The sequence below is a fragment of the Mucilaginibacter sp. P4_D1 genome, from assembly GCF_056401935.1.
Map to the genome: position 1 here is coordinate 58,557 of NZ_JBFUIJ010000005.1, position 24,419 is coordinate 82,975.

Sequence of the window (24,419 nt, forward strand, 5' to 3'; positions counted from 1 at the left end):
ACAAATTTGATGTTTTTGGCTGATGATCGTTAATGTAAAAGTAAAAATTACAAATTTGACCTTTGTGGTTTAAATGTATTTTTTTGCCGGTTAAAATTGGCTAAATCCACTTATACCCCGATATTCACTTATCCAATCCCAATATTGAAACTTCAAAGTGAAAGAACTTAAAGATATAATTGCCGCTTTTGATACCGCGCATAAAGCCGGCAGGCAAACCGCACTGGCCACTGTTGTACATGTTGAAGGCTCATCGTACCGCAGGGCCGGTGCCCGCATGCTTATTACTGAAGACGGGCAGCTTACCGGCGCCATTAGCGGCGGCTGCCTGGAGGGCGATGCCCTGCGCAAAGCCCGCCTGGTAATGGCCCAAAACAAACCCATGCTGGTGACCTACGATACTACCGACGATGACGACGCCAAGTTTGGTGTTGGGCTGGGTTGCAACGGGATTATCCATATTATGATTGAACCTATTTTTGCCGACAGACCGGACAACCCGATACAGTTGTTTAAACAATTTTTAAGCAAACGCGAGCCTGTGGTGCTTATCACCCTGTTTACCATGAACGACAAACAGGCCCCGCAGCCAGGCACCTGCCTGTTGTTAAATAAGGACGAAGAAATACGCGGCCAATTTCCTGATGATGCTATTAAGGATGCCCTGCTGCAAGATGCCAAACACGTATTGGTTAACGGCAATTCGGTAACTAAAACTTATTTGTATGGCGATAAATTTACCTGCTTTATCGAGTTGCTGCAGCCTGCGGTATCTTTGGTGGTATTTGGCGCGGGCAATGATGCTATCCCGCTGGTACAAATAGCCGCCGCCCTGGGCTGGATAATTCACCTGGTAGATGGCCGCGCCAACTATGCTGTGCCCGGGCGATTTCCATTTGCTGCAAAAATCACGATATCAAAAGCGGAGAACGCTTTACAATATGTAAAAATAGATGAGCGTACTGTAATTATTTTGATGACACACAACTATAATTACGATGCCTGCGTATTAAAGCAACTGCTGCCGCTCAGCCCCTCCTACATCGGGGTGCTGGGACCAAAAAAACGATTACAAAGAATGCTGGATGAATTTGCCGGTGAAGGTATAGAAACCACCCCGCAACAACTGGAAAGCGTATTTGGGCCCGCGGGATTGGATATAGGATCTGAAAATGCCGATGAAATTGCACTCTCTATTGTTGCCGAAATGCAGGCGATATTAAAGAGCCGCGCAGGAACATCATTACGTTATAAAACTACTATCCATAACCATGTGTTGCAGCAAATTGTACATCAATCTATGCCTTAACAAAACTTAAGAAAACCAATGACGGGGGTAATTATACTTGCAGCCGGCTCTTCAAGCCGCTTCGGATCGCCAAAGCAAAACCTGGTTTACCAGGGTAAAACGTTGTTACAACGCGCCATACAAACCGCTTTAACCTCGGCTTGCTGCGATTGCGCCGTTGTAGTATTAGGTGCCAATGAAGGCGATATTCGCCCAAACATATCCGACCAGCAAATTAACATTACCTACAACCCCGACTGGCATGAAGGCATGGCTTCTTCTATTCGTTTAGGCATAACTGAACTGTTACGCTTGGAGCCTTCGGTTACAACAGCAATATTAATGCTTTGCGATCAGCCATTTGTTGATCCATTGCTGCTTTACCAGTTAACCGAAAGAAAGGCCGAGAACGATGCGGGTATAATTGCCTGCGCTTATAAGAACATACTGGGTGTACCCACTCTGTTCGACAAAAAGTATTTTCCCGAATTAATGAAATTGACCGGCAGCGAAGGTGCCAAAAAAATCATCAATACCTATCCGGATGATGTGATGTCGGTACCATTTGGCCTTGGCGCCATTGATATTGACACCATTGAGGATTTTGAACGCTTGAACCAGAGATGAGAGGTTCGGGTTGCGCGGTTTGTGGTGCGAGTCGCCCGGTTCAGGAGTAAATTGGGTTTTAAAAAGATCTTAAAACCCGCAACACCCTACCCGAACCTGGCAACCCGAACCCCGAACCTGAAAATCAGAACCCTACCAACTATGCAGTAGCTACCAGCCTGCTTACGCTGCGGTAAACGTACTCGTTATAAATATGCCTGCGCGCAAACCTGCCCGGCGAATCGGCATTTATCAGCTTTACATAAACCGCTTTGGGTACGTCAAAATACTCATATTCATTACCATCCAAAAACGAAATTTTCAACACCTGCGATTTGTATTCAAAATCGGCAATGTTTGACAGCGTGGTGGTGGCCGTATATTCGGTTAACGATTGCGCACGGGTTTCGGGCGCTATACTTACCAAAAAGTGGTAGGCTTCAATAATGGTTTTACTTTTTTCTTCCGCTTCAACCCTGCTCTCGTCCTGGAACTTATCCGGATGCCAGGTTTTCATCATGTTGCGGTAGTTTGATTTTAATTCCTGTAATTCTGCAGCTTCGGTAACGTTTAAAAGCTTTCTGTAGTCGACAATTTTTTTCATTGCAATAGTTTTATTTTATCGTCGTTGAAGCTAAAAGCATGATAATTAAGCGCTTTGTTTTCAAGAAAATAATGGCGCAAAGGTACACTTTTTAAAGTACAATTTATAGCCCTGGCTGCGAAATCATTTTAGCTTGATTTGGGCTTAACAATTAGATTATATAGACCGGTTCTTCCGGTTTCTGGAAAAGGCCATCGAACAAAACCTTTTTGTCGGCAAAACAGATCACCTGCACCTAGTGGTTGCCGCAGTAAACTTTCTATACAGATCACAAAGKCATACAGTAGCAAGGACCACCGGGCATAATTGTGCAGATAAATGGCCAATAATCGGCGAACTCTTGCATCGGTAGTATAATTCAACCCTTACTTACGACCAAAATACCAATTCATCGATACATTATGCCATTTCATCGGCACATTACCCAACAAGGCACCGGTTTTGAATATTCGCTACTACACTAAAATAATACATTATGAAAAAGTTACTTTTATTTGCCGCTGCACTCAGCTTATTGTTGTTTTCCTGTAAAAAGGATAGCAGCAACAGTGCAGGCGGCATATCGCACGTTACAGTGAAGATGACCGACGCCCCAGGCGCCTTTGATGCCGTTATCCTTAATGTTAAAAGCGTTGTTGTAGTTACCGACAAAGGAGAAAATACGCTTGATGTAAATGGCGGCCCTATAGATATCCTGAGGTTCAGGGCTGGTAAAGATACCATATTGGCAGCCCAGGATATCCCGGCGGGCACTATCCAGCAAATAAGGCTGATATTAAACAGCACCGGCAACAGGGTAATTGTGGGTGGCGTATCTTACGACCTGACTACCCCAAGCGGGCAAACATCGGGCGTAAAACTTAACGTGCATGATAATTTAACAGCAGGCGTTGCCTATACCCTACGTTTAGATTTTGACGCAGCCCAATCAATAGTATTAACCGGGAACGGCAAATACATACTTAAACCTGTAATAAGGGCAATACCACAGGCTGTTTCGGGCGCGCTAAACGGTATAATATCTCCGGCAGCATCATCGCCTAAAGTATATGCCATTACCGGCGCCGATACTGTTGGCACCGTGGCGGATGCTACCGGTAAATTCTACTTTTCGGGCCTGGCTGCAGGCACCTACAATGTACAATTTGTACCCGTAAGCCCTTATGTCACTAAAACCATAACCGGTGTGGTTGTGGTAAATGGTGCAGTTAAAGACATGGGCACGGTAACTATTACCCAGTAAACTTAAGTATAGCTAAAACGAAGCGGCTGTTCTTATTAGGGCAGCCGCTTTTTTATTGAACATATTTATTAGTCTTAAGTATTTTAAACCTTCCCGAAATAAATAACTTCGGGCAGTTTACCAAACACAAATTCGGTAACGCCGCAGAGCCACATCTTCTGGTTAAGCTCTTCGCCATTGTATTGTGCAAGCAGGTATACGCCGCCCCCCACATGGTCGCGGTAATCCTCAATAAGTTGAAGCGGGGTTGCGTTTTCAAAAGACTCTTCGGCTAATTGCAGTTCCACTTCGCGGGCGCCCTGGCTAACATAATCAAGCATGGTGTCGGCGCCTTCAACCATTTCCAATTCTGCGTGCACGCCTTGCCAGTCGGGCAGGTCAATATACCAGCGATTGGTAGGCTCTTTGATGAATTTATAGGTAACAGGCATGGCGTAAAGTTAATTCATAAACGGAGATATAGCAACAAACTGATAGTTATTTTGCCCCCCTGCAAAGCCTCTTTACCTGGTAGACCCTAAAGGCCACTATGTTGCCCAACTAAAACAAAAAAAGCCACCATATAAAAATGATAGCTTCCCGTAGTATTATATGATAGACTTTTGTCAAAAGTATCCAGGAGGATTATATGCCTGCCAGGTCGTCGTTATGTTTTGCAGCTGTGTTAGTCACTTTATCGGTATAAGCCTGGGCAATAAATTTGTTATTGTTTACACTCGATTGGGTATTGTGGTTCAAAGTATATACTTCGGCAGTGCCCGATAATTCAATTTTTGATTTATCGCTTGTGTTTACGGTAGCGGTAAAAACATCCAGTTTCAAATTGGCAGTAGCGTTGTTATGCAGGTTAACTTCCAATTCGATAGCAGACAGGTTACCGAATGATTTAACCTCGGCATTATCATAAGCGCTGATGGCCCGCAAACCATTAGCTGTTACCCAAACCACCAATTTTTCGTTATTGTATGATGTAATACGTAATACACCTTTTGAGCTTTGTACCAGGGCGCTTTCGGCGTAGTATTTATTGTAAACCTTCACCTGGTCGGTTGCGCCGGCCGATACGTAAAGTTCAACATTACCGCGGATTTCGATTTTGTTAATGTTGCTTACATCAGTTAATACAGTGGCAACAGTTTGGGTATTTTTTGTAGATGCGAAAGTTGAGTTTGATAAACCAGCTACTAAAAGTAAAGAAGCAGCAACGGTGATTAATGTAGTTTTCATGATATTAATATTTTGATTGTCAAGTAATTGTATATTGTAATTTTTAAATACACCAATAAGACGCCCCCATTTTTAAAACGTTACAGTTGTTTTTGGTGAATTAGATATAGGCCATGTTTTTATCGGCGAACAACGGATTAAAGTCGGTGAACGGGGGATAAATATTTTCGCTTTTGCTGAATCGTTGCTACACATTAGACAAGCAACGAATAGAAATCCTCCGGGAAAGGGCACGAAAAATTCAACAAATGGGTAATAAAAACCCAACAATGGCCGTCCTGCGAAAGAACGGCCATTGTTGGTTAAACATTAGGATGAAGGAGCCTTAATAAAGGCTGCTCAATCCGGATTCCGAAAAACAATATCACTATAAACCATTTTACATTTTTTCATAAAATTTGTAAAACATATCCGGGTTTTTAAAACCATAGTCTGCAATGTTCCCGGATATTGAAACCCAATCGTTTACGGTGTATACTTTTTTTCCTGCTTTTACCTCGTGTACAAAACGCAGCCGTACCTGGTCGCCTTGCTTGATGCCGGCAAAATCAGGAGAGTTGGCCTTGAATGCCAGGTTAAACCTATAGCCATTATCTTTTTCAATTACCGCGGTTTTCCATTTTCCATTGCTGTCTTTTTCAATTTGTGCAACCTTGCCATCGGTGAACCTAACCCGGTTTACTTCATATAAAAAAGGATATTCAGGAATGGTTTCTGCCTGCACCGGCTGAAAAATTCTGACATTGTTTTTAACAATATATTGCGGAAAAAAAACAACCGGGATACCTTGGCCAATACCGCCGCCAAACAGCTTCACAGTAACTTCATCGCCAACATTAAGCAGGCTATAAAGTTCCTTGCCGTCGCCGTAAAAGGTTTTAATTTCCAACGGTATATTGTTGTAATTTACCTTATATCCCTGTGGCATCCCGGTCTTCTTATCTCTTATAAGTTCCGTTATTTTTACGGCAATTTCTTTATTTATAATTTCCCTAACCAGTGCCGATTTGTTTTTATAGTCATCTGTTTGCTGATAGGCTTTAAATTTTGCAATGGATTCCCTTTCTCCAACCCTATATTTTATTTTTTGGCGATAGATAGTTGCGGTATCCGCCTTAACAGGCGCTACAACATGCTTTTCAACCCTTGTTTTTAAACTGGTTGCAAACACCAGGCAGCTGATGGTTACCATAGGTACAATCAGCACGTAAGTTAACTTTTTCATATTTTTTGATGGTTTGTTAAACAACATTTGTATCCTGCTGGTAAGTTGCACTTTGCTAAAACCATTGTACAGCATTCCCTGTCCCGTTACCGATAACTGGAGCAGCAGGTTGGCGTACATCCGCTTATCAATGGTACTGGCCATTTTTGCATCAACCTCAAACTCGTGGTTGGCTTCAATAGCGCGGGCAAACAGGTATGCAAAGGGATTAAACCAAAGGGCTATTTGTGCCAGCCGCGCTATTACCCTATCTGCCGAGTGATACAGCTTTACATGCAGCATCTCGTGCCCTATTACGTGTTTCAGCTCTTCGTAACTAATATTTTCATCAGTTAAAAATATATAGTTGAAAAACGAACCATTGCCAAGCTTTTTGTAACCGCTTACAATTTTAACATTTCCCATTTTAGCCAAAGACTTGCCTTTAAGCCTGGTAAAAAAGAAAATAAGCGTTATTAATAAGTAACCCGATAATGAAACAACAGCTGCTACGTATGCCCACCCCATGATGCTCGCCCAATTTACCGGCGGAGCAACAGTCCCCATTTTTTGAGGAGCAATGTTAACAGGCGTTGGTTGAATAACCTCCGGCGCGTTCACGTAAACCACGTGCTGTACTACAGCTACATAATGTGGCTGTTCATCAACCTGTATTTTAATGGCCGGTATAACAAAACTAAGCAGCAATGTTGCCAGCAGGTACCATCTGTTGATGGTAAAAAAAGTAAGCCTGCGCAAAAATGCGTAATAAAACATATAAAAAATGCCGGTACAGGCCGATACCTGCAGCAAATAGGCGATGGCTTCCATTATTTTTCGTTTTTATTGATGATGGCTTTTAACTTGTCGATATCTTCCTGGCTCAGCTTTTCTTCCTTCACCATAAATGAAAAAAGGCTCTCGGCCGAGTTATCAAAGTAACCGGCAAAAAACCGGCTGAAAAAAGCCTTCCGATACTCGGCCTTGGTTATTTTGGGGAAGTATTCGTAGGTTTTACCATAGGCTTTATAGTCCAGGTAGCCCTTCTTCTCCAGTAGCCGAACAACCGATGATATGGTATTATAAGGCGGCTTCGGATCATCCGGCAACGCCTCAATAATATCCTTAACAAAGCATCGTTTTAACTGCCATATTACCTGCATTACACGCTCTTCTGTTTTTGTTAGCTCTTCCATAAATCAAATATATAACTGATTTTTCAGTTATACAACTAAATTTTAAGTTATATAACTTATTTTTAAGTTACAACACACAACCAACTGATTTAAAGTAATATAAATTTCAAATACTACTATGTAATCATAAACGGTATTAAACTGAGATATTTTTGATTTTTTACTTTTGAATTTTGCCTTCAATAAAACTATCTTGCCTGCTCAAACCAATCCAGGCCTATGAAACGCAGAAACTTTGTGCAAAGCTCAATGCTTGCAGGTGCATCATTATTAAGTACCGGTGTATTAAATGCGGCCACAATTACCGGCTGTGCCGATCCGGCTGGCGTAACAACCACCGCAGCCGATAAGCCTTTCAATCTTAATTATGGCATTCACGATGGGATGTTTAAAAACCACGCCGGCGATAATTTTGTTGAGCAGATAAAATTTGCCTACGATAAAGGCTTTCGCTCTATTGAGGATAATGGCATGAGCCACCGTACCGAAGATGAGCAGAAAAAAATTGGCGACACCCTGGCCAAACTCGGCATGGCTATGGGCGTTTTTGTTCAGCCGGGTTTGGGTAATGACAGTAACATGCTGGCATCAGGCAAGGCCGACCAACTGGAGAAATTTATTGCATCGTGCAAGCAGGCGGTTGAGATTGCCAAACGTATTAACAGCAAACTGGTAACTGTTGTACCGGGCGATTTTGTGCGCAACCTGCCCATTGGCGTGCAAACCGGCAATGTGATAGAGGCCATTAAAAAAGGCACCGCCATTTTAGAACCCCACGGCGTTATTATGGTGCTGGAGCCACTAAGCGACAACCCCGATCTGTTTTTGCGCACTCCCGACCAGGCTTACGCCATTTGTAAAGCCGTAGGCAGCCCATCATGCAAAATATTGTATGATATGTACCACGTACAGCGCAACCAGGGCAACATCATCCCTACCCTTGATTTGGTTTACGACGAAATAGGTTACTATCAAATTGGCGATAACCCCGGCCGTAAAGAACCCGGCACCGGCGAGGTAAACTATAAAAACATTTTCAAACACATTTATAACAAAGGCTACCGCGGCGTTTTAGGCATGGAACACGGCACCGCCGGGCAAGGAAAAGAAGGCGAACTGGCGTTAATAAAGGCTTACAGGGAAGCTGATAGTTTTATGTAGATCAATATTCTTTTATTTGTTTTAGATAATTTTCGATTTGTTTATCATTGAATGATTTGCCCAGCAGCGCGTAAATGCTGTTTATCAATTTATCATTATTCCTGCCGCCCGACCATAAAGAAAACTCATGCGAAGTTCCGTTTTTAAACTTACCATACACGGTCATACCATCTAACATCGGTTTGTCCCACTTCTCAAATTTATACACGTTTAAAATTCGCCATAAGGAGTCGGTTTGTTTATTTTCAGTCTTTATGCTTTTGGCATAAATGTTCCGGGCGCTATCGTTACTAAAAAGCTTCAGATCGATAATACTTGAATCGGAAAACCTAAGGATAGTAACTTTTGATGAGGCGATAAACGCCGGACTAAAATAAACTACTAAAGTGTCAACATGTGGATTGCGCGTTACAGCCTTCCTGCTACAAGCCATCGAAACAAAAATTATCAGAAAAAGCCCCAACGCAAACCTGTTCATAAGTCTTTTAGAATTAAATACACCATCACGCCGTAAACCGCGTCCCCAACTCCCGCCCTATCCCCATAAAACTGCGCTGATTAAGCGGAAACTCCAATATCACATGCGCCAGGCTCAGGATATACAACCAGCGTATCCCCAGGTTATAATTGTAAAAATACAGGCCTACCGATGCCAGCCACAAAATACCAATAATTGTTGCGCGGGTAATGGTAATGCGGTGCCAGTTAATTACGCTTGTTTTGGCAAACCAGTTGATATAGTGATAGGTGTAAGCAAAGGCAATAAAGCGGGTGAGTATAATACTGGTTTTGTTATTGTACAAATCGATGGTTTTACTGCGCAGGGTTGTGGTGTTCAAATTTGCAAAATGCCCGTAGTTACGCATGGCCCATTGCGCCGGGGCGTTGTGCAAACCGGTAAATAATACGCACAACAATACCGGGCAAATTAAAAAGGTAAAAAATGCCAGGTAGCCCGAAAAATCTTTGTTTTTTAATGCCCCCAACAGCAAAAAAGATCCGGTAAAAACATAAACATGGATGAGCGTAGGCAGATACAAGCCAAAAATAGTGCGCAGTATATTATTGGTGAGTAAAAAATAGCCGAGCGCAATAATTACCGCAAAAGCAACAATGCGCATAATTGCTCCCGGAATTACCAGCAATATGAACGACAGGCCAAACGCGTAGTAAATAACGTAGGGATATGGCAGTTTAAGCAAAACAGAGATAACCACCACCCCGGCAATAAACAAAGGGTCGTACTTTTTGAGGGTAAAATATCGTTTGCCATTTAGCCACGATATTTCGGTAAAATAATGCAGTGGGCCAAGCGTGGCGTAAGATATTAGCACCAACTCAAACGGAATAACAATAGCCAGGCATGCAGCAGCAAGCATGCCTAATATATTGTAATAATTTATCCGTATTAGGTTCATTGGTTCACTGGTTCATTAGTTCATTGGTGGTTGGCGTTGTATAACTTTGGCAAGTTAGTTTTATCAGAGCAATTAATCAGGTGAATCATGTTTAAACTTCTTCGTCTACAAATGGTTAACTTTTTAGTAATACACTTTTAAGCTGCCTCGTAGAGGCTACCCGTTTGTAGAAAAACGAGCAATCCCCTTTTTTGCTCCTTAGGAGCTACCTTTCTTCCGGATCAACTTTTAAATGCGATTTCCCTGGACAATTGATGTACATCCGCAAAAATTAAACAAATTACATAATTTTAGGCAATGAAATTTAAACTTACCTTATTACTCCTTTTCATCTGGGGTACCACGTTTGCGCAAGATAGCCTGTTTGCCCGTAACCTGGTAGATACACTTACCTCGCCATACTTTTGGGGGCGTGGTTATACCCATGATGGCGTGCACAAGGCCGCAGCATTTATATCGGTACAGTTTAAAAGCTATGGTGTAAAACCAATGGCGGGCAAAAATTACCTGCAGGAGTTTAGCTACCCGGTTAATATTTTCCCCGGCAAAATGGATGTTACCATCAATGGGGTTAAGCTTGTGCCCGGCAAGGAGTTCATTGTAAGTCCCGACAGCCGGGGCGCTACCGGCACAGGCAAACTGGAACAAACTGACAGCACGCATTTTGTGGACAGGCAAAACAGGGTTATTGTATCGCTGGAAGATAAACTCACCTGGTCTGTTGAAGGTAAGGTGCTTGATTTTACCGTGATACAGGTTGATAAAAAAGCGCTGAAGCAGTTACCAGCTTCATTAACCGTAGCTATAGAAAACCAACTCATCCCTGATTTTAAAACTGCAAATGTTTGTGGCGTGGTAAAGGGTACCGTTAAGCCCGATTCTATCATCGTAATTACCGCCCACTACGATCATTTAGGCGGCATGGGCAGCAATACTTACTTCCCCGGGGCCAATGATAATGCCAGCGGACTTACCCAGATGCTAAGCCTGGCTAAATACTATGCCGCCAATCCACAGCCGTATACCATGGCTTTTATTGCCTTTTCGGGCGAGGAGGCTGGTTTACTTGGCTCAAAATACTTTACCGAAAATCCGTTGATCGACCTTAAAAAAGTTCGCTTTTTAATAAACCTTGATCTTAACGGCACCGGCATCGATGGAATAACCGTGGTAAACGCCACCGTTTACCCAAATGAATTTGCCGCCATGGAGCAGATCAATAACGATAATCACTACTTTGTTAAAGTGACCAAACGGGGTAAAGCGGCCAATAGCGATCATTATTTATTTACCGAAAAAGGCGTGCCTGCATTTTTTATTTACACCCTGGGTGGCATAAAAGCCTACCATGACGTATTTGATATAAGCGCGACACTCCCGTTAAACAAGTACCGGGACCTTTTCAGCCTCATTGTTAAATTCAATAGTGCGTTAATGCAAAACGCAAAGCCATAATGTTGAAATAGTACGTTCAGTTTACTTAAAACTGTCTTTTAAATATATTTAGTTTCTTAACAGACGTCATTAAACCGGCCAAGTCTATTTTTTATTAACAATGCATTAAATGTGTTAACAAATTATTTATGCTAACTATTTTGAATTAAAATTTTTTAATGCATGTTTACACTGTAAAACCAATTATGAGTAAGCCGAAAACAATTTGGCATTAATGAGGTTAACTTAAATTAAACAAAAAGAACTTATCATGGCAACAGAAAAAGGAAGCGGAATTACCGCGTATTCAGTGAAAACCAAAACTAAGAATGTACCAATGGTTGATCCTGTGATCGACATTAAATCTGGAAGGTACATTGCTACCGGTACGGATGGTGCAGGTAACAAAATGGCTGCTATCATGGGCAAAGCCACTGCCGAAGAGCATATTGCCAATGGTAACGCTAAAAAAGGTACTGGTTGGGCTTAATATTTTATTAACCGCAAAAGCCCTGGTTTGAGTTATGCTTAAACCAGGGCTTTTGTAGTTTAACAGCCCGTGTTTTTTAAAGCTTAAACCTAAGTGCCACAGTTGGGTAAAGCTGGAAAACGTTATCGGTAGTAGTTACATGGTAGTATAACAAAGCCCTTGTGCCGGTGCCCACAGTTTTATTAAAGTTGAACCATAGCTGCGGTTCGCCAAAAAAACAAAGGCGTTTACCCCTTAGATTTTGGGTAGCTGCGTCGCCCTGATTTTTGCTGAGGGTGTATAACTCAAAATCGCCGGCAAATTCAACCTTGTAGTTCCAAAAGCCTTTGCCCCAGTAAAAGGAATACATCAAATCGTTACTTGCCTTTTTCATGGCATTATAAGTATAACTTAAGGTGTTGCTGAAAAAAGCCCCCTTCCAGGTAAAGGCATAGGTTGGGCCAACGGAGAATGCATTATTAATGTAATAGCTATATTGCTTTGGCTCGGTTACGCCAAGCCCGCCACTGTATTGTACTGCAATGTTTATTTTAGGCTTCCAAAACCTGAAGCTTTGCGAAGCCTGAATAAACGACTGAGCTATGTTACCCTGCTGCCCCCGCATATCTGTTTGTACCTTTAAAAAAAATGCGCCCGACTTAAAAAAAGCGGATGTACTATCCTGCGCTTTAAAATACTCAAAATACAATGAGCAAAAGTTTTTGGGATTGCGGTCGGGATCAACCGTGTGCCGCAAGTCGTAATGCAACTGGAGGATTTGCGCGAACGCCCCGCTGTAAAAAACACAACAAACGAACAACAATCTGAATTTCATGATACTGTGTGCTAAATTTGATAAAATTGACTTTTTAAAAACACCACCTTTTGCGGCCTGTTGGTAAAGATGTTTTGATGTATTTTAGAAGGGCGTAATTGCAGCGTAATTTTGGCGTAATTCTGAATCCGGAATTACAAAAAATTACAAATCAACACTTTATGACAACATCAGATTTTTCAGTTTTCGCGGCATTATTTAAGGAAGCTTACCAAAAATGTTTTGGCCGGCATCTTACCGACATTATCCCCGAAACAGAAAGCAAGATTTTCTGTAATAATGTGGAGGAACAAACAGGCCTCACCATTGGCTGGAAGAGTGTTAAAAATTATTCGAATTTATTTTAGATGGCAACGCGGCAAAGCAGGAAAACCCATCAACTGCTACATTAGATACCCTTGCCCGCTACGTACTTAAAGCACCACGCATATCCGAAATTCAGCGCAAAAACAACGAAAGTCATCACCCTTATTGGTTCCTGTACCGCAAACAATTTCAGCAAACGGTGCAACAACAAACCGCTATAAAGCCAACCGGCAAAGTTGTAGTGTTGCTTGCAGGGCTGGCGACAGTTTTAATTTTAGCCCTTTTTATATACCCGCGTTCCGCAACCCGGTCATTTACCGATACCTTCAGGGATGTAAGCGATAAAGCAATTGCCAATAATGGCTGGTTTGTGCAGGCAAAAAAAACATTGTACTGGAACAAAAAGAACGAGAAACCAGGTGCACTGTCCTTATTTACCCTTAATGGCGATAACTGGCCCAGCCCCGATGCTAAACCCGGCATATCAAATTTATTGCTTCGAAAGATAAGCGCTGATTGCTTTACCGCCGAAATTCACCTGGATAATTTTATCCCCCGGCAGGAATGGCAGCAGGCAGGTATTTTGCTACTGGAAGATACAACGTTTACCGGCAAAAGCATTCGCCTGTCGTTAGCCTATAATGATTACTTTGGCGGCTATAGGCGGCCGCATGAAATATTGGTGCAGGCTATTACCTACCTGGGCAACGGTTTTGGAAAACCAGAAGAGATAGCGCATACCCCGGTTGTGCTGTTAAACGACAGCACGCGTAATAGCCCTGTTATTCTTAACAATCTTCAAAACTCTGCTTTACGCATCGAGAAGCATGGCAAAACCTTCCGTTTCCTGTATGCCGGTGGTATTAGGCCCAACGGTGCCTTTAAGCAAGTGGCAAGCCAGGACTTTGAAATACAGCCCCGGTACATCGGTATTTTTGCCATAAGCGGTTTTGTAAAGGGCACCGCAGCCATACCGGCACGCTTTACTTATTTTGCGCTAAGCACTGATAATTGCAACAGGTAGCGTAGCTTGCCTTAAGTAAAACTACGTACGCCCAAATGGGTTAAAACACCTATTTCAGCATTTTTCTTTTTGCTTTAATTTTATCGCACCTGATTAATTAAAGTTTTTAACCATGGCTGTACGTATTCTTTGCATTAAAACCGATGAAACGCCGCACGATAATCCGTATGTGGCAATTGATTCGCTGGAGTGGATTAACGAGCGAATAAACGTTAAAGGGATAACCGAACGTGCTAAACTTTACGACTGGATAAAGAACGAGGACGGTGAAGCCTATATTATTGACCAGCATGGCAATAAAACCTGCCTGATACCGGCCCTTTGCCCCAAAGGCAACAAATATGTTAAAACCATCAGCGGCGATCCTGACACGGATATTTTACTGGGTTTGCCCGAGTGCGCCTGATGTTGCTACCATTGGCTAAATGGCATTACCGATAAATTTGAATTGTAATACCTTGCATCGCCGCTAACCTCGGTGGTAACCCATGGTGGCAGGATAAATTTTTCGTCTTCGCTTTCCAGTTCAATTTCGGCAACCAGCAGGCCTTTATTATCGCCTAAAAACTCGTCTACTTCCCACACCTTGCCGCCAACATCAATCCGATACCTGCGTTTTTTTAGCTCGGATATGGCAAAATTATCCAACAGCTCTTCGCCATCAACGGCAGGGATTGGATATTCATACTCTAACCTGCTTAAGCCGGTAGTACCTCCTTTTATGGTAATAAAACCCTCATCAGGTGTTACGCGCACCCTGATAGTTTTGCCTGGTTCGCTTAAAATATAGCCTTGCCTAAAGTAGGTACCTATTGGCTTTGGCATTTGCTGCCATTGATTGTTGTCAACTAAAAATTTACGTTCTATTTCAACTCCCATGTATCTGCGTTTTATATATTTAACTATGTTGCCGGCTATTGGTTTTAAATTATCATATACTATAAACAGTCTATGCATTAATTTAACTGTTAACGGGGCTTAGCTTTAGGCTTTGCGCCTTCTGCTTTTAGCTTAACCGCGGGCAAATATTATTTTATTAAATCAATAACCTATATTTAAAACCAAATCCTTTACCTGATGATAACAAAAACCAAGCTACCTGTATTACTGCTAACACTTTTAATATTCTTTGACCTTGCCTGTAAACAGCCTCCTGTTGTTAAACATAACGGCGAAAAAGACCTGATATCATTTAAACCTGTATGGGGAGTAGCTTATTCCGAAATTTCGCGACTTACAGCAAACGGGCTTTCGTTCACAAACTATGGTTACCAGATGGAGCCTCAATGGCGTATCAACTTTGTATCCAACGATTCGGCAAGTATCTATAGCCCAACAAAGGGAAAATTCATCAACTTTCCGTTAACACGGGGCTACGATTCCATTTTTAATACCGCGCGTACCTGGCTCAAAGTAAAAGCAATGAACCGGGATAGCCTGAAACTGGAAATGATTAACTCCTATGGCGATACCGTTGATACCCGCGGGGAAAAATTGTATATGACCTTTTATGCCGATGATTACATTAAAAATAGCTTGCACACCGATACCACGATGTTAAAAAGACCCAATCGCAAAGACTCGCTCTTCATCAGGGCGTTATCCGATGCGGCTAACAAAGACTACACCAAAGCATTTGCAGCCCGGCAGCCTGCTTTTTTAACCAGTACAAGCCCTCGGGTTAAGGTAAAAAAATGGGTTGCAGAGGGCGATCTGCTTAATCACTTCGATACATCTGATGATTATATGAACCCAACCTTTGATGTTGCTATCAGCAAAGCTTATGCTGATTTTTACTATTCATTCAGCGTGTATATTGATTCGGATGGGCAAATGCATTATAATCAGCCGCTCATCCCCTTTCTTGGCCAATCCTTAAAGGACAACTACATACGGCAATCTACCGCCGTCATGAACAGCTATTTAAAACATTACCTCAAAGTTACACCGGGCAAAACATTGAATATGCTGCATACCAGCGAAATTAACATTCATGTGCAGGGAATAACAGGAATTTAATGACAGACGTCCAATAAACCCTTTAATTTAGCGTTAACCATCAAACCTATAATCAGTTAACAGCCATGATAAAAACTTACCTCAAATCAGCTGTCCGGAATTTCTGGCGTCATAAACTTTTCACGCTCATCAACATCATCGGCTTATCTGTAGGCATAAGCGCCGCACTGGTTATATACCTCATAGTACATTTTGATTTTACTTTTGATAAATTTCATGAGGACGGCGACCGCATTTATCGCGTTGTAACCATTTATACATTGAATGGCAATTTATCTTACAGCAGCGCATCGCCTGTACCATTGGCCGATGCTGCAAAAAAAGAAGCAACTGGGATAGAAAACGCTGCCCCCTTTGAAACCATAGCGCACCTTGATGTCGTAATCCCCAACAGCCAAACCGCCGGCACGCGTTACAAAGAGCAGGACGATATGATTTATGCCGATGAACGTTATTTTAATATGTTCAACTATCACTGGCTTGCCGGCTCGGCCCAAACGGCTTTAACCGGAATTAACCAGGTGGTATTAACAACGGCCAGGGCCAAACTATATTTTCCCAACCTTTCGCCTGCCGAAGTGGTGGGTAAAACAATTATTTACGACAGGCACTATGATCAGCAAACTTCCGTGGTTACTGGCATTGTTGAGCAACCTGTCGGCAACACAGATCTAGCCTTTCATGATTTTATTTCATATCACACTTTTAAGGCAGTCAAAACCCTGCAATATAAAATTACCGATTGGTACCCCAATACAAATTTAGCCTGGGACCAGTATTTTATAAAAACAGCATCAGGTGTAAATCCTACATCGATCGAAAAACAGCTAAATGCAATATTAAAGGTACATACTACTGCCGATAAGCAATTTAATCGTTCATCTTACCAGTTGCACTTACAGCCACTTGGCGATATGCATTTTGATAGTCGGTACGGTATATTTTATAACCGGCCAACATCCAATAAGTCAACTTTATATGGTTTAATAGCAATTTCCACTATGTTACTTTTGTTAGGTTGCATCAATTTCATCAACCTAACAACAGCACAGGCTACCCAACGGGCAAAAGAAATAGGCATCCGCAAAACATTGGGCAGTAGCCGTAAGCAACTGGTATTCCAGTTTATTTTAGAAACCTTTTGCATCACAGTATTGGCTGTTATGATATCAGCCGTAGTTAGTCCTGTTTTGTTAAAAGCATTTTCGGGCTTTACACCGGCAGGGCTTAAGGTCGATTTTACCCATCCGGACATTATCCTGTTTTTGCTTTGTTTAACTGTGGTGGTAAGCTTGCTTGCAGGCTTTTACCCAGCCAAAGTACTGTCTGGATACAAAACCCTACAGGTACTTAAAAACCAATCGGGTAACGATAACTCACAAAACACGAACTCTTTTTTACGTAAAACACTAACCGTTACCCAGTTTGTTATAGCTCAGTTTTTTGTAATGGTAACAGTTTTGGTGAGCAAACAAGTATACTACGCGCTAAATAAAAACCTCGGGTACAAAAAAGATGCTATCCTGATTATTGAAACTCCATGGCAAAACCGGTCGATTCAGGTTCAATATCTTTTCAGGGATAAATTAATGGCAATTCCGCAGGTTAAACAGTTAAGCATGGGTATAGATGCACCTGCATCCAATTATACAGATATGGAGCAGGCCACCTACAACGATGGTAAAAAAGAAATTAAAACAGATGTATTACCTAAGTTTGGAGATGAAAACTACACCCAAATATATCACTTAAAGTTATTAAAAGGCCGAACGCTGGAACAACGCGATACATTGAGCGGCTTGATCATCAATGAAACTTATGCCAAAGTTATTGGCTTTAAAAACCCGGCAGGGGCAATTGGAAAAGCTATATCCTTTCATGGCGACCACCGCCAGGTAGTTGGCGTGCTTTCTGACTTTTACCAATCGTCACTACATGATGCCATTAAGCCAGTTATATTGCTTATACAACCCGGACAGTATTTTAACCGTATTTTTCACATTGCCTTAAACCCGCAAGCCGCCCCCGGCGATTGGGAAAAAGCCATAACAGCCATGCATAGCGCATGGAAACAAACCTACCCCGAACAGGACTTCAATTACCATTTTTTTGATGAAAATATCGCCCGTTTTTATGAAAGCGAGCAACGCACCTCTACCCTGCTTAGCTGGGCAACCGCATTATCTATTCTCATTAGCTGCCTGGGCCTTTTGGGCCTTACCATTTACACCACAAACCAACGCACTAAAGAAATTGGTATCCGCAAGGTTGTAGGTGCCTCGGTTGGCCAGATAGTGGCTTTACTTTCAAGGGAACTGGTACTGCTAATATTGCTTGCGTTTGTCTTGGTAACGCCAATAACCTTGCTGGCCATGAACAAATGGATGCAAAGCTTTGCCGACCGCACTCCCATTAGCTGGTGGATATTTGCCGAGAGCGGCGGCGGGATGCTTATTGTAGCCGTCATTACGTCAAGCTTCCAAACTGTCAAAGCAGCAATAGCCAATCCCATAAAAAGCCTTAAAAGCGAGTAGTTAATTTCATCAGTTCAGTGCTTTATTCGTTCATTGGTAAACCATTTTGAAATAAATGGGAAGAAATATTTCGTCCGAAACTCAAACCTTCAAAATCCAAAAGTCCGTTTTAGCTGTTTATTGAATTATATATATCTTTAAGGCGTATGCTATCTATCAATATAAAAACAATAAAACTGGCTGGTTTTATACTCTTTACTTTCATCTCGCTTGCACAAATGGGTTGCGGCGGCCCGGGTAATAAAAAAAAAGAATTAATAGATTTTAAGCCTTACAACGGCATCAACTATTCTGAAGTAAAACGCAGGCAAAAAAACGGGCTATCGTTTAACGAATATGGCTACCAGCTGGAGCCGCAGTGGAAGCTTAAATTTGAATCGGACGATTCGGTGAGTATTTACAGCCCTACCAAAAAAGCGTTCATCAACTTTCCGCTTACCCGCGGATACGATTCTATTTTTAATGCCGCACGCTCCTGGCTAAAGGTGCAAAAAATGACCAAAGACAGTCTTATCCTTGAAATTATTAAGCAAAAAGGCGATTCGCTTGACATCAAAGGCACCAAAGTGTACATGACCTTTTATGCCGATAACTACGTGAAAAATGTATTGCATACCGATACATCAATACTAAGGCACCCCAGCCGGCAGGATACTTTGTTTATCCGTTCGCTGGCGGCAAAAGCAAATGCCGATTATAAAAAACAGTTTTCGGCACGGCAACCCGCCCAAATTACAAGCCGCAGCCCACAGGTAGCAGTAAGCCGCCGCACTACAAAACCCACTATCGAAAACAATTTCGACCCGTCCGACGACTACCTCGACCCTACTTACGATATCGTGATCAACAAAGCGTACAAGGATTTTTATTATTCATTCACCATGTATATTGATGATAAGGGCGGCATGCATTACGGCATCCCCCTTATTGATCTTGCCATAAGCGGTCCCGAATTTGCCCAGACCTACAACAGGATGGCCAGTGGTATTATGGATAGCTATTTTAAGTTATATCTCAATGTAAAGCCAGGCTCTACGCTGGGTATTGTACATTCAAGCATGATATCTGTACATGTTGAAGGCAAAGTGGCACCTGCCAAATAGCCTGGGTTTAAAAAACAACAGGAGTATAAATAATATCGAATGATGAATATTGAACACCGAACATCGAAATTCAACTTTCATTATTCGATATTGGACATTCGGTGTTCGATATTTAAATCAATTTCCATTCGTTAACCCGACGACATTGATAATATTCCGCTACAGCCATTTTTCACTACAAAAAGTAACAATAGTGTTATTTTCAGTGCTATGCTGCCAAATGGCTTTAACTTTCGCCATGCAAAACAATGCAGCTTAATTTTAAGCGTTCATTGTAAAACACAGTTCAAATCCTGCCAGTTTGTAAAAAAATGTTAAATGCTGTGTGCGCCCGGTATGCAACAGCCCTAAATGTTTATATTAGCCCCGTTAGCCGCTTTATATTATATTAATGATATCAAGAAAATTTTTACTCGTAGCATCGCTGTTTTTATCTTTTGGCTTAGCCGCAATGGCCCAGCAGGATAGCATCCCTATTAATTCCGTTATCGAAAAAACCGCAAAGTATTCCACCTCCTTTCCGATAGAAAAAGTTTACCTGCACCTGGATAAGCCTTATTATGCCGCCGGCGATACCATATGGCTTAAAGCTTATGTAACGGTGGAGAAGCACCAGCCTTCGGCCTTAAGCGGCATTGTTTATGTGGATTTGCTTAACAGCCAGGATTCGGTGATAGCAGGCTTGCGATTACCGTTAAAAAGCGGCTTTGCCAACGGAAACATTACGCTGGATGGCGAAACAATTAAACAGGGCACCTACCGCATAAGGGCATACACCAACTGGATGCGTAATTTTGATGCCGAGTATTTTTATGACCGTACCATAAACATTGGTAACGCTATTGATAATAAGGTAAATACCTTTATCAGCTACAAAAGTTCGGGCAAAAAGGGTGGCATGATTAAGCTCAACGCCAATATTGTTTATAAAGACCCTACAAGTGCGCCTTATGCCGATAAAAAAGTAAGCTGGCAATTGGTACGCAACGGCGACGCCATAGCCAAAGGCAAAGGCACTACCGATGCCAAAGGTAACTTATTGGTTGAACTACCGGAAAATGACGCACCAACCCTTACTTCAGGATCGCTGGTAACGGCTATTGATATGGGCGACCGCAATTTTATTACCAACACATTTCCGCTAACAGGATCTATAACCAATTTCGATGTACAATTTTTTCCCGAAAGTGGCCAGTTAACCAATGGCGTGCGCACCAAAATAGCATTTAAGGCTATCAACGCCAAGGGCCTGGGAGCCGATATTAAAGGCAAAATAACCGATGATGCCGGCACCGAGGTGGCCACATTTACATCGGCCCACCTGGGGATGGGTGTATTTGCCATGACGCCCGAGAGTGGTAAGTTATACACCGCCACTGTTACCTTTCCCAATGGCTCATCGGCAGTATACAAGTTACCAAGGGTGCAAAGCATGGGCATAGGCCTTACCGTTAATAACAGCGACGCCGATAATCTTAACATAAAAATAGCAGCCAACGATGTGTTTTTGCAGCGCAAGCAAAACAAAAGCTTTTATCTTGTAGCGCAAAGCGGGGGTGTTATATACTACGCAGCCTCTACCGTGTTAAAAGATCTAAGCTATTCGGCAGCTATCCCAAAAGCAAAATTCCCTACCGGTATATTGCAAATCACGTTGTTTTCATCGGGCGGCTACGCGCTATGCCAACGCCTGGTATTTATTCAGCATAACGATCAGCTGAGCCTTAATTTAAAAACCGATAAGCCATCATATACTGTTCGGCAAAATGTAAAAATGTCGGTAACGGCGCTTAACAAAACTGCCCCGGTAATAGGCAGCTTTTCGGTAGCCGTTTTGGATGATGCCACCATCCCATCCGAAGAAAATAACGAGCAAACCATATTAAGTTACATCCTGCTTACATCTGATCTTAAAGGATACATCGAAAAACCCAATTACTATTTTAATAAACCCGACCAGGAAAAATCAGATAATCTTGATGTTTTGATGCTTACCCAAGGGTATACCCGTTTTAATTATGAGGACATCCTGGCCGATAAAAACCCGCCTATTTATACAGCACCTGAGCAGGGCATCGAAGTATCGGGTATATTACGCACCAATACCGGGCTGCCGGTTAGCAAGGGCAGCGTACGCCTGATTGTACCCGATAATAATTTTTCGGCCGAAACCCTCACCGATATGACAGGCAACTTCAAATTTTCGGATGTAATGGTAAGAGATACTTCAAAAATCACCTTGAGTGCCCGCAACAACCCCAACGGCAGAAACATGGTGATAAATGTTAACGGCGAACTTTATCAAAAGGTAAACAAAAACCCCAATGTAGCCGACGAAATTGTGAATATCGATAGCGTTATCCGCCCCTACCTGGAAAACAGCCATAAACAATATCAAAGTTCGAGGGTGCTTAAAGAGGTAGTAATTAAAGCGAAAGCCGTTGTTAAAAAAGCCAGCCACTCCGATTATGGCACATTTGCAGGCTTAAGCCCACAGGCCGATCATGAAATAAACCCCGACCAGCTTAAAGGCTGCCCTATATTGATTAATTGCTTAAGCACCATGGCGCTTGGCTTAACTTATGCCGATAATAACTTTTATGTAACCCGCGATTATAACCAGGGCAACAAAACAACGCCCGTACAAATTTACATCAACAGCGCCCAGATAGATGTTAGCAACCTGGGATCAATGAGCGGCGATGATGTGGAATCGGTAGAGATATTTTTGAACGATGGCTTAAGCGGCATAAACCGGGTAAACGGTACAAAAGGTGTTATGATCATCCACAAAAAAGTGATTAAAACTCAAAAAATTTCACTGTCGCAATTAATGGCCTTGATACCCAAACAAAACGTAATTACGTTTGCGGTACAAGGCTATAGCAAGGCAAAAGATTTTTACGTACCTAAATACGAAGTTGGCAAAAGCAGCGTAATAGGCCTCGACCTCCGAAACACCATATACTGGAACCCTAAGGTAATTACCGATAAAAATGGCGTAGCCACCTTTAACTTTTACAACAGCGACGCACGCGGCTCATACCGGGCCATTATTGAAGGCCTTGATGGCGATGGTAATTTAGGCAGGCAGGTAATACATTTTAATGTAAAGTAGGTTTATATGACGGCGAGTCGACTCACCCCGACCAAGCTACGCCCGTCTGCCCCTCTCTCCGCTTCGCGCATAGAGGGGCGAAAAAAGAAACTGTAAAAATGAAAGAATGGCCTTCACCCTCTTTGCGGCGCAGCCGGAGAGAGGGTCGGCCAGCGCAGCCGGGGTGAGTCGTGGCCCGCGTTCAAAGCCGATGTTTGTGTAAAACCAAATTAGTCATAGGGAGTGGTAAAATCCCACAAAATTCTGAAGGGGAAATGACATACCAAAGAGCGTTGTCATGCTGAGCCTGTCGAAGCATAGTGGGCAAAGGCCTCTCCGCACGACCCTTCGACAGGCTCAGTGTGACACGCCTGCACACTTCGAAAACGGAAGTTATCATAGGTAGCTCGCTTCAGGATTCACTCCACAGAATTCACCGCTTATATCGCAGACCTTGCAGGTTGGCTACCGAAATAAATCCACCATGCCTCGTCCAATCCAAATCCTAAAATCAACGCACCTTATTCCGCAAAAAAGCTTTGTTCTTTGATCCAAAAACAGATAACTTTAATCACACGTAAATCACACATAAACTTATCATTATGAATCCCCAATTAATCAACTGGGCTGCCGTTGTGGTGGCTGCTCTCTCCTCATTTTTAGTAGGCGGCATCTGGTATTCGCCAATAATGTTTGCCAAAGCCTGGGTAGCCGATAACAAACTCAATGAGGCCGACTTAAAGGCCGGTAACAAACTCAAAATTTTTGGAATGACCGCCATTTTTTCACTCATCATGGCCGCAAACCTGGCAGCTTTTTTAGCCGATGCAAAAACAGACCTGGCCTGGGGCACAACAGCAGGCGCCCTTGCCGGCATCTGGACATTTAGCGCCATTGCCACCATGAGCCTGTTTGAACTTAAAAGCTGGCGGCTGATATTTATTAATGGCGGCTACAGTTTGGTATCACTAACGCTTATGGGCGCTATTTTGGGAGCCTGGAGGTAAGGGGATGAAAATTCTAAATTCTAAATCCCAAAACCCAAACTCTAAATCCTAAAATCTGAATTCTAAATTCAGTCTTTTAATATCCCGACTCCCAATCTTCGAATTTGGGTTTTAGAATTTAGGATTTGGAGGTTAGAATTTGGGATTTAGAGTTTAAACTTATACCCTATGATGATCGGCCCTCCAGGTTTGGATGGCTTTTTTAATCTCGTCGGGTTTAAGGTTATCTGCCAGTGTTTTTTCAACAAGCTGAACCATTTCCTCATCGGCTGCAAAACGAAGCGCAGCTATCTGGCCTATACTAAGTTTTCTGCTTAACGGCTGGCGTGTAAGCATAAAATAACGCAGGCTTTCTTCGGCGCGTATGGCCCTGTCTTGCGCCTTTAACGGGAAAGTGCGCATCATAATAAAAACAAAAAGCAAACAGATAAATAATAGCAATATCAGCAGCGAGGCCATTAGTCCGCTGGTGCCCCATTGCAATACTACATTTACTATAGCTGATACAACACCGACTAAAAGCAAAAGCGTTAATACATAATGATAACCTGGTGCTAAACGCCTGTGATTGGTAAAATTCTGATCGGTCATGAAGGTTGATTTTTTATGGAAAGATAGCTTTTTTAGTAGCAAGTAGCGAGTAT

The 24,419-nt window shown here is 42.5% G+C and carries 24 protein-coding genes; 14 read left to right on the plus strand and 10 right to left on the minus strand.

Translation table 11 applies throughout. The features are described 5' to 3' along the window. The first annotated feature begins 157 nt into the window (after positions 1 to 157). Positions 158 to 1,309, plus strand: a complete 1,152-nt coding sequence (locus AC1DV1_RS06980) for an XdhC family protein (RefSeq protein WP_477356940.1) — start codon at positions 158 to 160, stop codon at positions 1,307 to 1,309. An 18-nt stretch (positions 1,310 to 1,327) separates the two neighbouring features. Beyond that, positions 1,328 to 1,915, plus strand: coding sequence for a nucleotidyltransferase family protein (locus AC1DV1_RS06985; protein WP_477356942.1), 588 nt, complete (start codon positions 1,328 to 1,330; stop codon positions 1,913 to 1,915). Between the two features lie 139 nt (positions 1,916 to 2,054). Here AC1DV1_RS06985 and AC1DV1_RS06990 read toward each other — a convergent pair whose 3' ends face one another. Next, positions 2,055 to 2,498 carry a KTSC domain-containing protein gene (locus tag AC1DV1_RS06990; protein ID WP_147052465.1) on the minus strand — a complete coding sequence of 148 codons (444 nt, stop codon included), beginning with the start codon at positions 2,496 to 2,498 and terminating at the stop codon, positions 2,055 to 2,057. A 475-nt stretch (positions 2,499 to 2,973) separates the two neighbouring features. On the opposite strand from AC1DV1_RS06990, the gene AC1DV1_RS06995 reads away from it, so the two are divergent. Continuing rightward, on the plus strand, positions 2,974 to 3,741 hold the full coding sequence (locus tag AC1DV1_RS06995; RefSeq protein ID WP_477356944.1) for a DUF4382 domain-containing protein: 768 nt from the start codon (positions 2,974 to 2,976) through the stop codon (positions 3,739 to 3,741). A gap of 83 nt (positions 3,742 to 3,824) precedes the next feature. Here AC1DV1_RS06995 and AC1DV1_RS07000 read toward each other — a convergent pair whose 3' ends face one another. The 4 genes from AC1DV1_RS07000 to AC1DV1_RS07015 form a co-directional block, all read right to left on the minus strand. Beyond that, entirely contained in the window at positions 3,825 to 4,172 is a 348-nt protein-coding gene (locus AC1DV1_RS07000) for a DUF6717 family protein (protein ID WP_477356946.1), read from the minus strand. Between the two features lie 193 nt (positions 4,173 to 4,365). Then, complete coding sequence (locus AC1DV1_RS07005) at positions 4,366 to 4,968, minus strand: GIN domain-containing protein (protein WP_477356948.1); 603 nt, start codon at positions 4,966 to 4,968, stop codon at positions 4,366 to 4,368. A gap of 379 nt (positions 4,969 to 5,347) precedes the next feature. Beyond that, on the minus strand, positions 5,348 to 7,003 hold the full coding sequence (locus AC1DV1_RS07010; RefSeq protein ID WP_477356950.1) for a M56 family metallopeptidase: 1,656 nt from the start codon (positions 7,001 to 7,003) through the stop codon (positions 5,348 to 5,350). Beyond that, entirely contained in the window at positions 7,003 to 7,368 is a 366-nt protein-coding gene (locus AC1DV1_RS07015) for a BlaI/MecI/CopY family transcriptional regulator (protein ID WP_477356952.1), read from the minus strand. The genes AC1DV1_RS07010 and AC1DV1_RS07015 overlap by 1 nt, the downstream gene beginning before the upstream one ends. A gap of 219 nt (positions 7,369 to 7,587) precedes the next feature. Here AC1DV1_RS07015 and AC1DV1_RS07020 point away from each other — a divergent pair, with 219 nt between their 5' ends. After that, positions 7,588 to 8,529, plus strand: a complete 942-nt coding sequence (locus tag AC1DV1_RS07020) for a hydroxypyruvate isomerase family protein (RefSeq protein ID WP_477356954.1) — start codon at positions 7,588 to 7,590, stop codon at positions 8,527 to 8,529. 1 nt (position 8,530) lies between these two features. Here the strand turns inward: AC1DV1_RS07020 and AC1DV1_RS07025 are convergent, their stop codons facing one another. Both AC1DV1_RS07025 and AC1DV1_RS07030 read right to left on the minus strand, forming a co-directional pair. After that, complete coding sequence (locus AC1DV1_RS07025) at positions 8,531 to 9,007, minus strand: hypothetical protein (protein WP_477356956.1); 477 nt, start codon at positions 9,005 to 9,007, stop codon at positions 8,531 to 8,533. 25 nt (positions 9,008 to 9,032) lie between these two features. After that, on the minus strand, positions 9,033 to 9,947 hold the full coding sequence (locus AC1DV1_RS07030; RefSeq protein ID WP_477356958.1) for a hypothetical protein: 915 nt from the start codon (positions 9,945 to 9,947) through the stop codon (positions 9,033 to 9,035). Positions 9,948 to 10,244: 297 nt separating this feature from the next. Here AC1DV1_RS07030 and AC1DV1_RS07035 point away from each other — a divergent pair, with 297 nt between their 5' ends. Beyond that, positions 10,245 to 11,402 carry a M28 family metallopeptidase gene (locus AC1DV1_RS07035; RefSeq protein WP_477356960.1) on the plus strand — a complete coding sequence of 386 codons (1,158 nt, stop codon included), beginning with the start codon at positions 10,245 to 10,247 and terminating at the stop codon, positions 11,400 to 11,402. Positions 11,403 to 11,652: 250 nt separating this feature from the next. Further along, positions 11,653 to 11,871 (plus strand): hypothetical protein, encoded by a 219-nt coding sequence (locus AC1DV1_RS07040; RefSeq protein ID WP_090649425.1) that lies wholly within the window; start codon positions 11,653 to 11,655, stop codon positions 11,869 to 11,871. 76 nt (positions 11,872 to 11,947) lie between these two features. Here the strand turns inward: AC1DV1_RS07040 and AC1DV1_RS07045 are convergent, their stop codons facing one another. Then, positions 11,948 to 12,685 carry a DUF5020 family protein gene (locus AC1DV1_RS07045; protein WP_477356962.1) on the minus strand — a complete coding sequence of 246 codons (738 nt, stop codon included), beginning with the start codon at positions 12,683 to 12,685 and terminating at the stop codon, positions 11,948 to 11,950. Positions 12,686 to 12,846: 161 nt separating this feature from the next. On the opposite strand from AC1DV1_RS07045, the gene AC1DV1_RS07050 reads away from it, so the two are divergent. The 3 genes from AC1DV1_RS07050 to AC1DV1_RS07060 all read left to right on the plus strand — a co-directional run bounded on the left by AC1DV1_RS07050 (position 12,847) and on the right by AC1DV1_RS07060 (position 14,421). Beyond that, the gene (locus AC1DV1_RS07050; protein WP_477356964.1) at positions 12,847 to 13,032 is read left to right on the plus strand and encodes a hypothetical protein; all 186 of its coding nucleotides are present in this window, start codon (positions 12,847 to 12,849) and stop codon (positions 13,030 to 13,032) included. 158 nt (positions 13,033 to 13,190) lie between these two features. Further along, the gene (locus tag AC1DV1_RS07055) at positions 13,191 to 14,015 is read left to right on the plus strand and encodes a hypothetical protein (protein WP_477356966.1); all 825 of its coding nucleotides are present in this window, start codon (positions 13,191 to 13,193) and stop codon (positions 14,013 to 14,015) included. Between the two features lie 112 nt (positions 14,016 to 14,127). Then, positions 14,128 to 14,421 (plus strand): hypothetical protein, encoded by a 294-nt coding sequence (locus tag AC1DV1_RS07060; RefSeq protein ID WP_477356968.1) that lies wholly within the window; start codon positions 14,128 to 14,130, stop codon positions 14,419 to 14,421. A gap of 5 nt (positions 14,422 to 14,426) precedes the next feature. Here the strand turns inward: AC1DV1_RS07060 and AC1DV1_RS07065 are convergent, their stop codons facing one another. Then, a complete protein-coding gene (locus AC1DV1_RS07065; protein ID WP_477356970.1) occupies positions 14,427 to 14,972 on the minus strand; it encodes a CYTH domain-containing protein in 546 nt (181 codons plus the stop codon). A gap of 120 nt (positions 14,973 to 15,092) precedes the next feature. Here AC1DV1_RS07065 and AC1DV1_RS07070 point away from each other — a divergent pair, with 120 nt between their 5' ends. From AC1DV1_RS07070 to AC1DV1_RS07090, 5 genes are all read left to right on the plus strand, one after another. After that, the gene (locus tag AC1DV1_RS07070; protein ID WP_477356972.1) at positions 15,093 to 16,034 is read left to right on the plus strand and encodes a hypothetical protein; all 942 of its coding nucleotides are present in this window, start codon (positions 15,093 to 15,095) and stop codon (positions 16,032 to 16,034) included. A 65-nt stretch (positions 16,035 to 16,099) separates the two neighbouring features. Then, entirely contained in the window at positions 16,100 to 18,568 is a 2,469-nt protein-coding gene (locus AC1DV1_RS07075; RefSeq protein WP_477356974.1) for an ABC transporter permease, read from the plus strand. 146 nt (positions 18,569 to 18,714) lie between these two features. Continuing rightward, positions 18,715 to 19,671 carry a hypothetical protein gene (locus AC1DV1_RS07080; protein ID WP_477356976.1) on the plus strand — a complete coding sequence of 319 codons (957 nt, stop codon included), beginning with the start codon at positions 18,715 to 18,717 and terminating at the stop codon, positions 19,669 to 19,671. Positions 19,672 to 20,062: 391 nt separating this feature from the next. Further along, positions 20,063 to 22,789, plus strand: a complete 2,727-nt coding sequence (locus tag AC1DV1_RS07085) for a carboxypeptidase regulatory-like domain-containing protein (RefSeq protein WP_477356978.1) — start codon at positions 20,063 to 20,065, stop codon at positions 22,787 to 22,789. Between the two features lie 581 nt (positions 22,790 to 23,370). Beyond that, complete coding sequence (locus AC1DV1_RS07090; RefSeq protein ID WP_477356980.1) at positions 23,371 to 23,775, plus strand: DUF1761 domain-containing protein; 405 nt, start codon at positions 23,371 to 23,373, stop codon at positions 23,773 to 23,775. Positions 23,776 to 23,934: 159 nt separating this feature from the next. On the opposite strand, the gene AC1DV1_RS07095 is transcribed toward AC1DV1_RS07090, so the two are convergent. Then, entirely contained in the window at positions 23,935 to 24,366 is a 432-nt protein-coding gene (locus tag AC1DV1_RS07095) for a DUF6526 family protein (protein ID WP_477356982.1), read from the minus strand. Positions 24,367 to 24,419 lie beyond the last annotated feature (53 nt).

Excerpts from the sequence above, each read along its gene's own strand:
- AC1DV1_RS06985 (WP_477356942.1), top strand. The coding sequence starts at position 1,328 with ATGACGGGGGTAATTATACTTGCAGCCGGCTCTTCAAGCCGCTTCGGA.
- AC1DV1_RS06990 (WP_147052465.1), bottom strand. The coding sequence starts at position 2,498 with ATGAAAAAAATTGTCGACTACAGAAAGCTTTTAAACGTTACCGAAGCT.
- AC1DV1_RS06995 (WP_477356944.1), top strand. The coding sequence starts at position 2,974 with ATGAAAAAGTTACTTTTATTTGCCGCTGCACTCAGCTTATTGTTGTTT.
- AC1DV1_RS07000 (WP_477356946.1), bottom strand. The coding sequence starts at position 4,172 with ATGCCTGTTACCTATAAATTCATCAAAGAGCCTACCAATCGCTGGTAT.
- AC1DV1_RS07005 (WP_477356948.1), bottom strand. The coding sequence starts at position 4,968 with ATGAAAACTACATTAATCACCGTTGCTGCTTCTTTACTTTTAGTAGCT.
- AC1DV1_RS07010 (WP_477356950.1), bottom strand. The coding sequence starts at position 7,003 with ATGGAAGCCATCGCCTATTTGCTGCAGGTATCGGCCTGTACCGGCATT.
- AC1DV1_RS07015 (WP_477356952.1), bottom strand. The coding sequence starts at position 7,368 with ATGGAAGAGCTAACAAAAACAGAAGAGCGTGTAATGCAGGTAATATGG.
- AC1DV1_RS07020 (WP_477356954.1), top strand. The coding sequence starts at position 7,588 with ATGAAACGCAGAAACTTTGTGCAAAGCTCAATGCTTGCAGGTGCATCA.
- AC1DV1_RS07025 (WP_477356956.1), bottom strand. The coding sequence starts at position 9,007 with ATGAACAGGTTTGCGTTGGGGCTTTTTCTGATAATTTTTGTTTCGATG.
- AC1DV1_RS07030 (WP_477356958.1), bottom strand. The coding sequence starts at position 9,947 with ATGAACCTAATACGGATAAATTATTACAATATATTAGGCATGCTTGCT.
- AC1DV1_RS07035 (WP_477356960.1), top strand. The coding sequence starts at position 10,245 with ATGAAATTTAAACTTACCTTATTACTCCTTTTCATCTGGGGTACCACG.
- AC1DV1_RS07040 (WP_090649425.1), top strand. The coding sequence starts at position 11,653 with ATGGCAACAGAAAAAGGAAGCGGAATTACCGCGTATTCAGTGAAAACC.
- AC1DV1_RS07045 (WP_477356962.1), bottom strand. The coding sequence starts at position 12,685 with ATGAAATTCAGATTGTTGTTCGTTTGTTGTGTTTTTTACAGCGGGGCG.
- AC1DV1_RS07050 (WP_477356964.1), top strand. The coding sequence starts at position 12,847 with ATGACAACATCAGATTTTTCAGTTTTCGCGGCATTATTTAAGGAAGCT.
- AC1DV1_RS07060 (WP_477356968.1), top strand. The coding sequence starts at position 14,128 with ATGGCTGTACGTATTCTTTGCATTAAAACCGATGAAACGCCGCACGAT.
- AC1DV1_RS07065 (WP_477356970.1), bottom strand. The coding sequence starts at position 14,972 with ATGCATAGACTGTTTATAGTATATGATAATTTAAAACCAATAGCCGGC.
- AC1DV1_RS07070 (WP_477356972.1), top strand. The coding sequence starts at position 15,093 with ATGATAACAAAAACCAAGCTACCTGTATTACTGCTAACACTTTTAATA.
- AC1DV1_RS07075 (WP_477356974.1), top strand. The coding sequence starts at position 16,100 with ATGATAAAAACTTACCTCAAATCAGCTGTCCGGAATTTCTGGCGTCAT.
- AC1DV1_RS07080 (WP_477356976.1), top strand. The coding sequence starts at position 18,715 with ATGCTATCTATCAATATAAAAACAATAAAACTGGCTGGTTTTATACTC.
- AC1DV1_RS07085 (WP_477356978.1), top strand. The coding sequence starts at position 20,063 with ATGATATCAAGAAAATTTTTACTCGTAGCATCGCTGTTTTTATCTTTT.
- AC1DV1_RS07090 (WP_477356980.1), top strand. The coding sequence starts at position 23,371 with ATGAATCCCCAATTAATCAACTGGGCTGCCGTTGTGGTGGCTGCTCTC.
- AC1DV1_RS07095 (WP_477356982.1), bottom strand. The coding sequence starts at position 24,366 with ATGACCGATCAGAATTTTACCAATCACAGGCGTTTAGCACCAGGTTAT.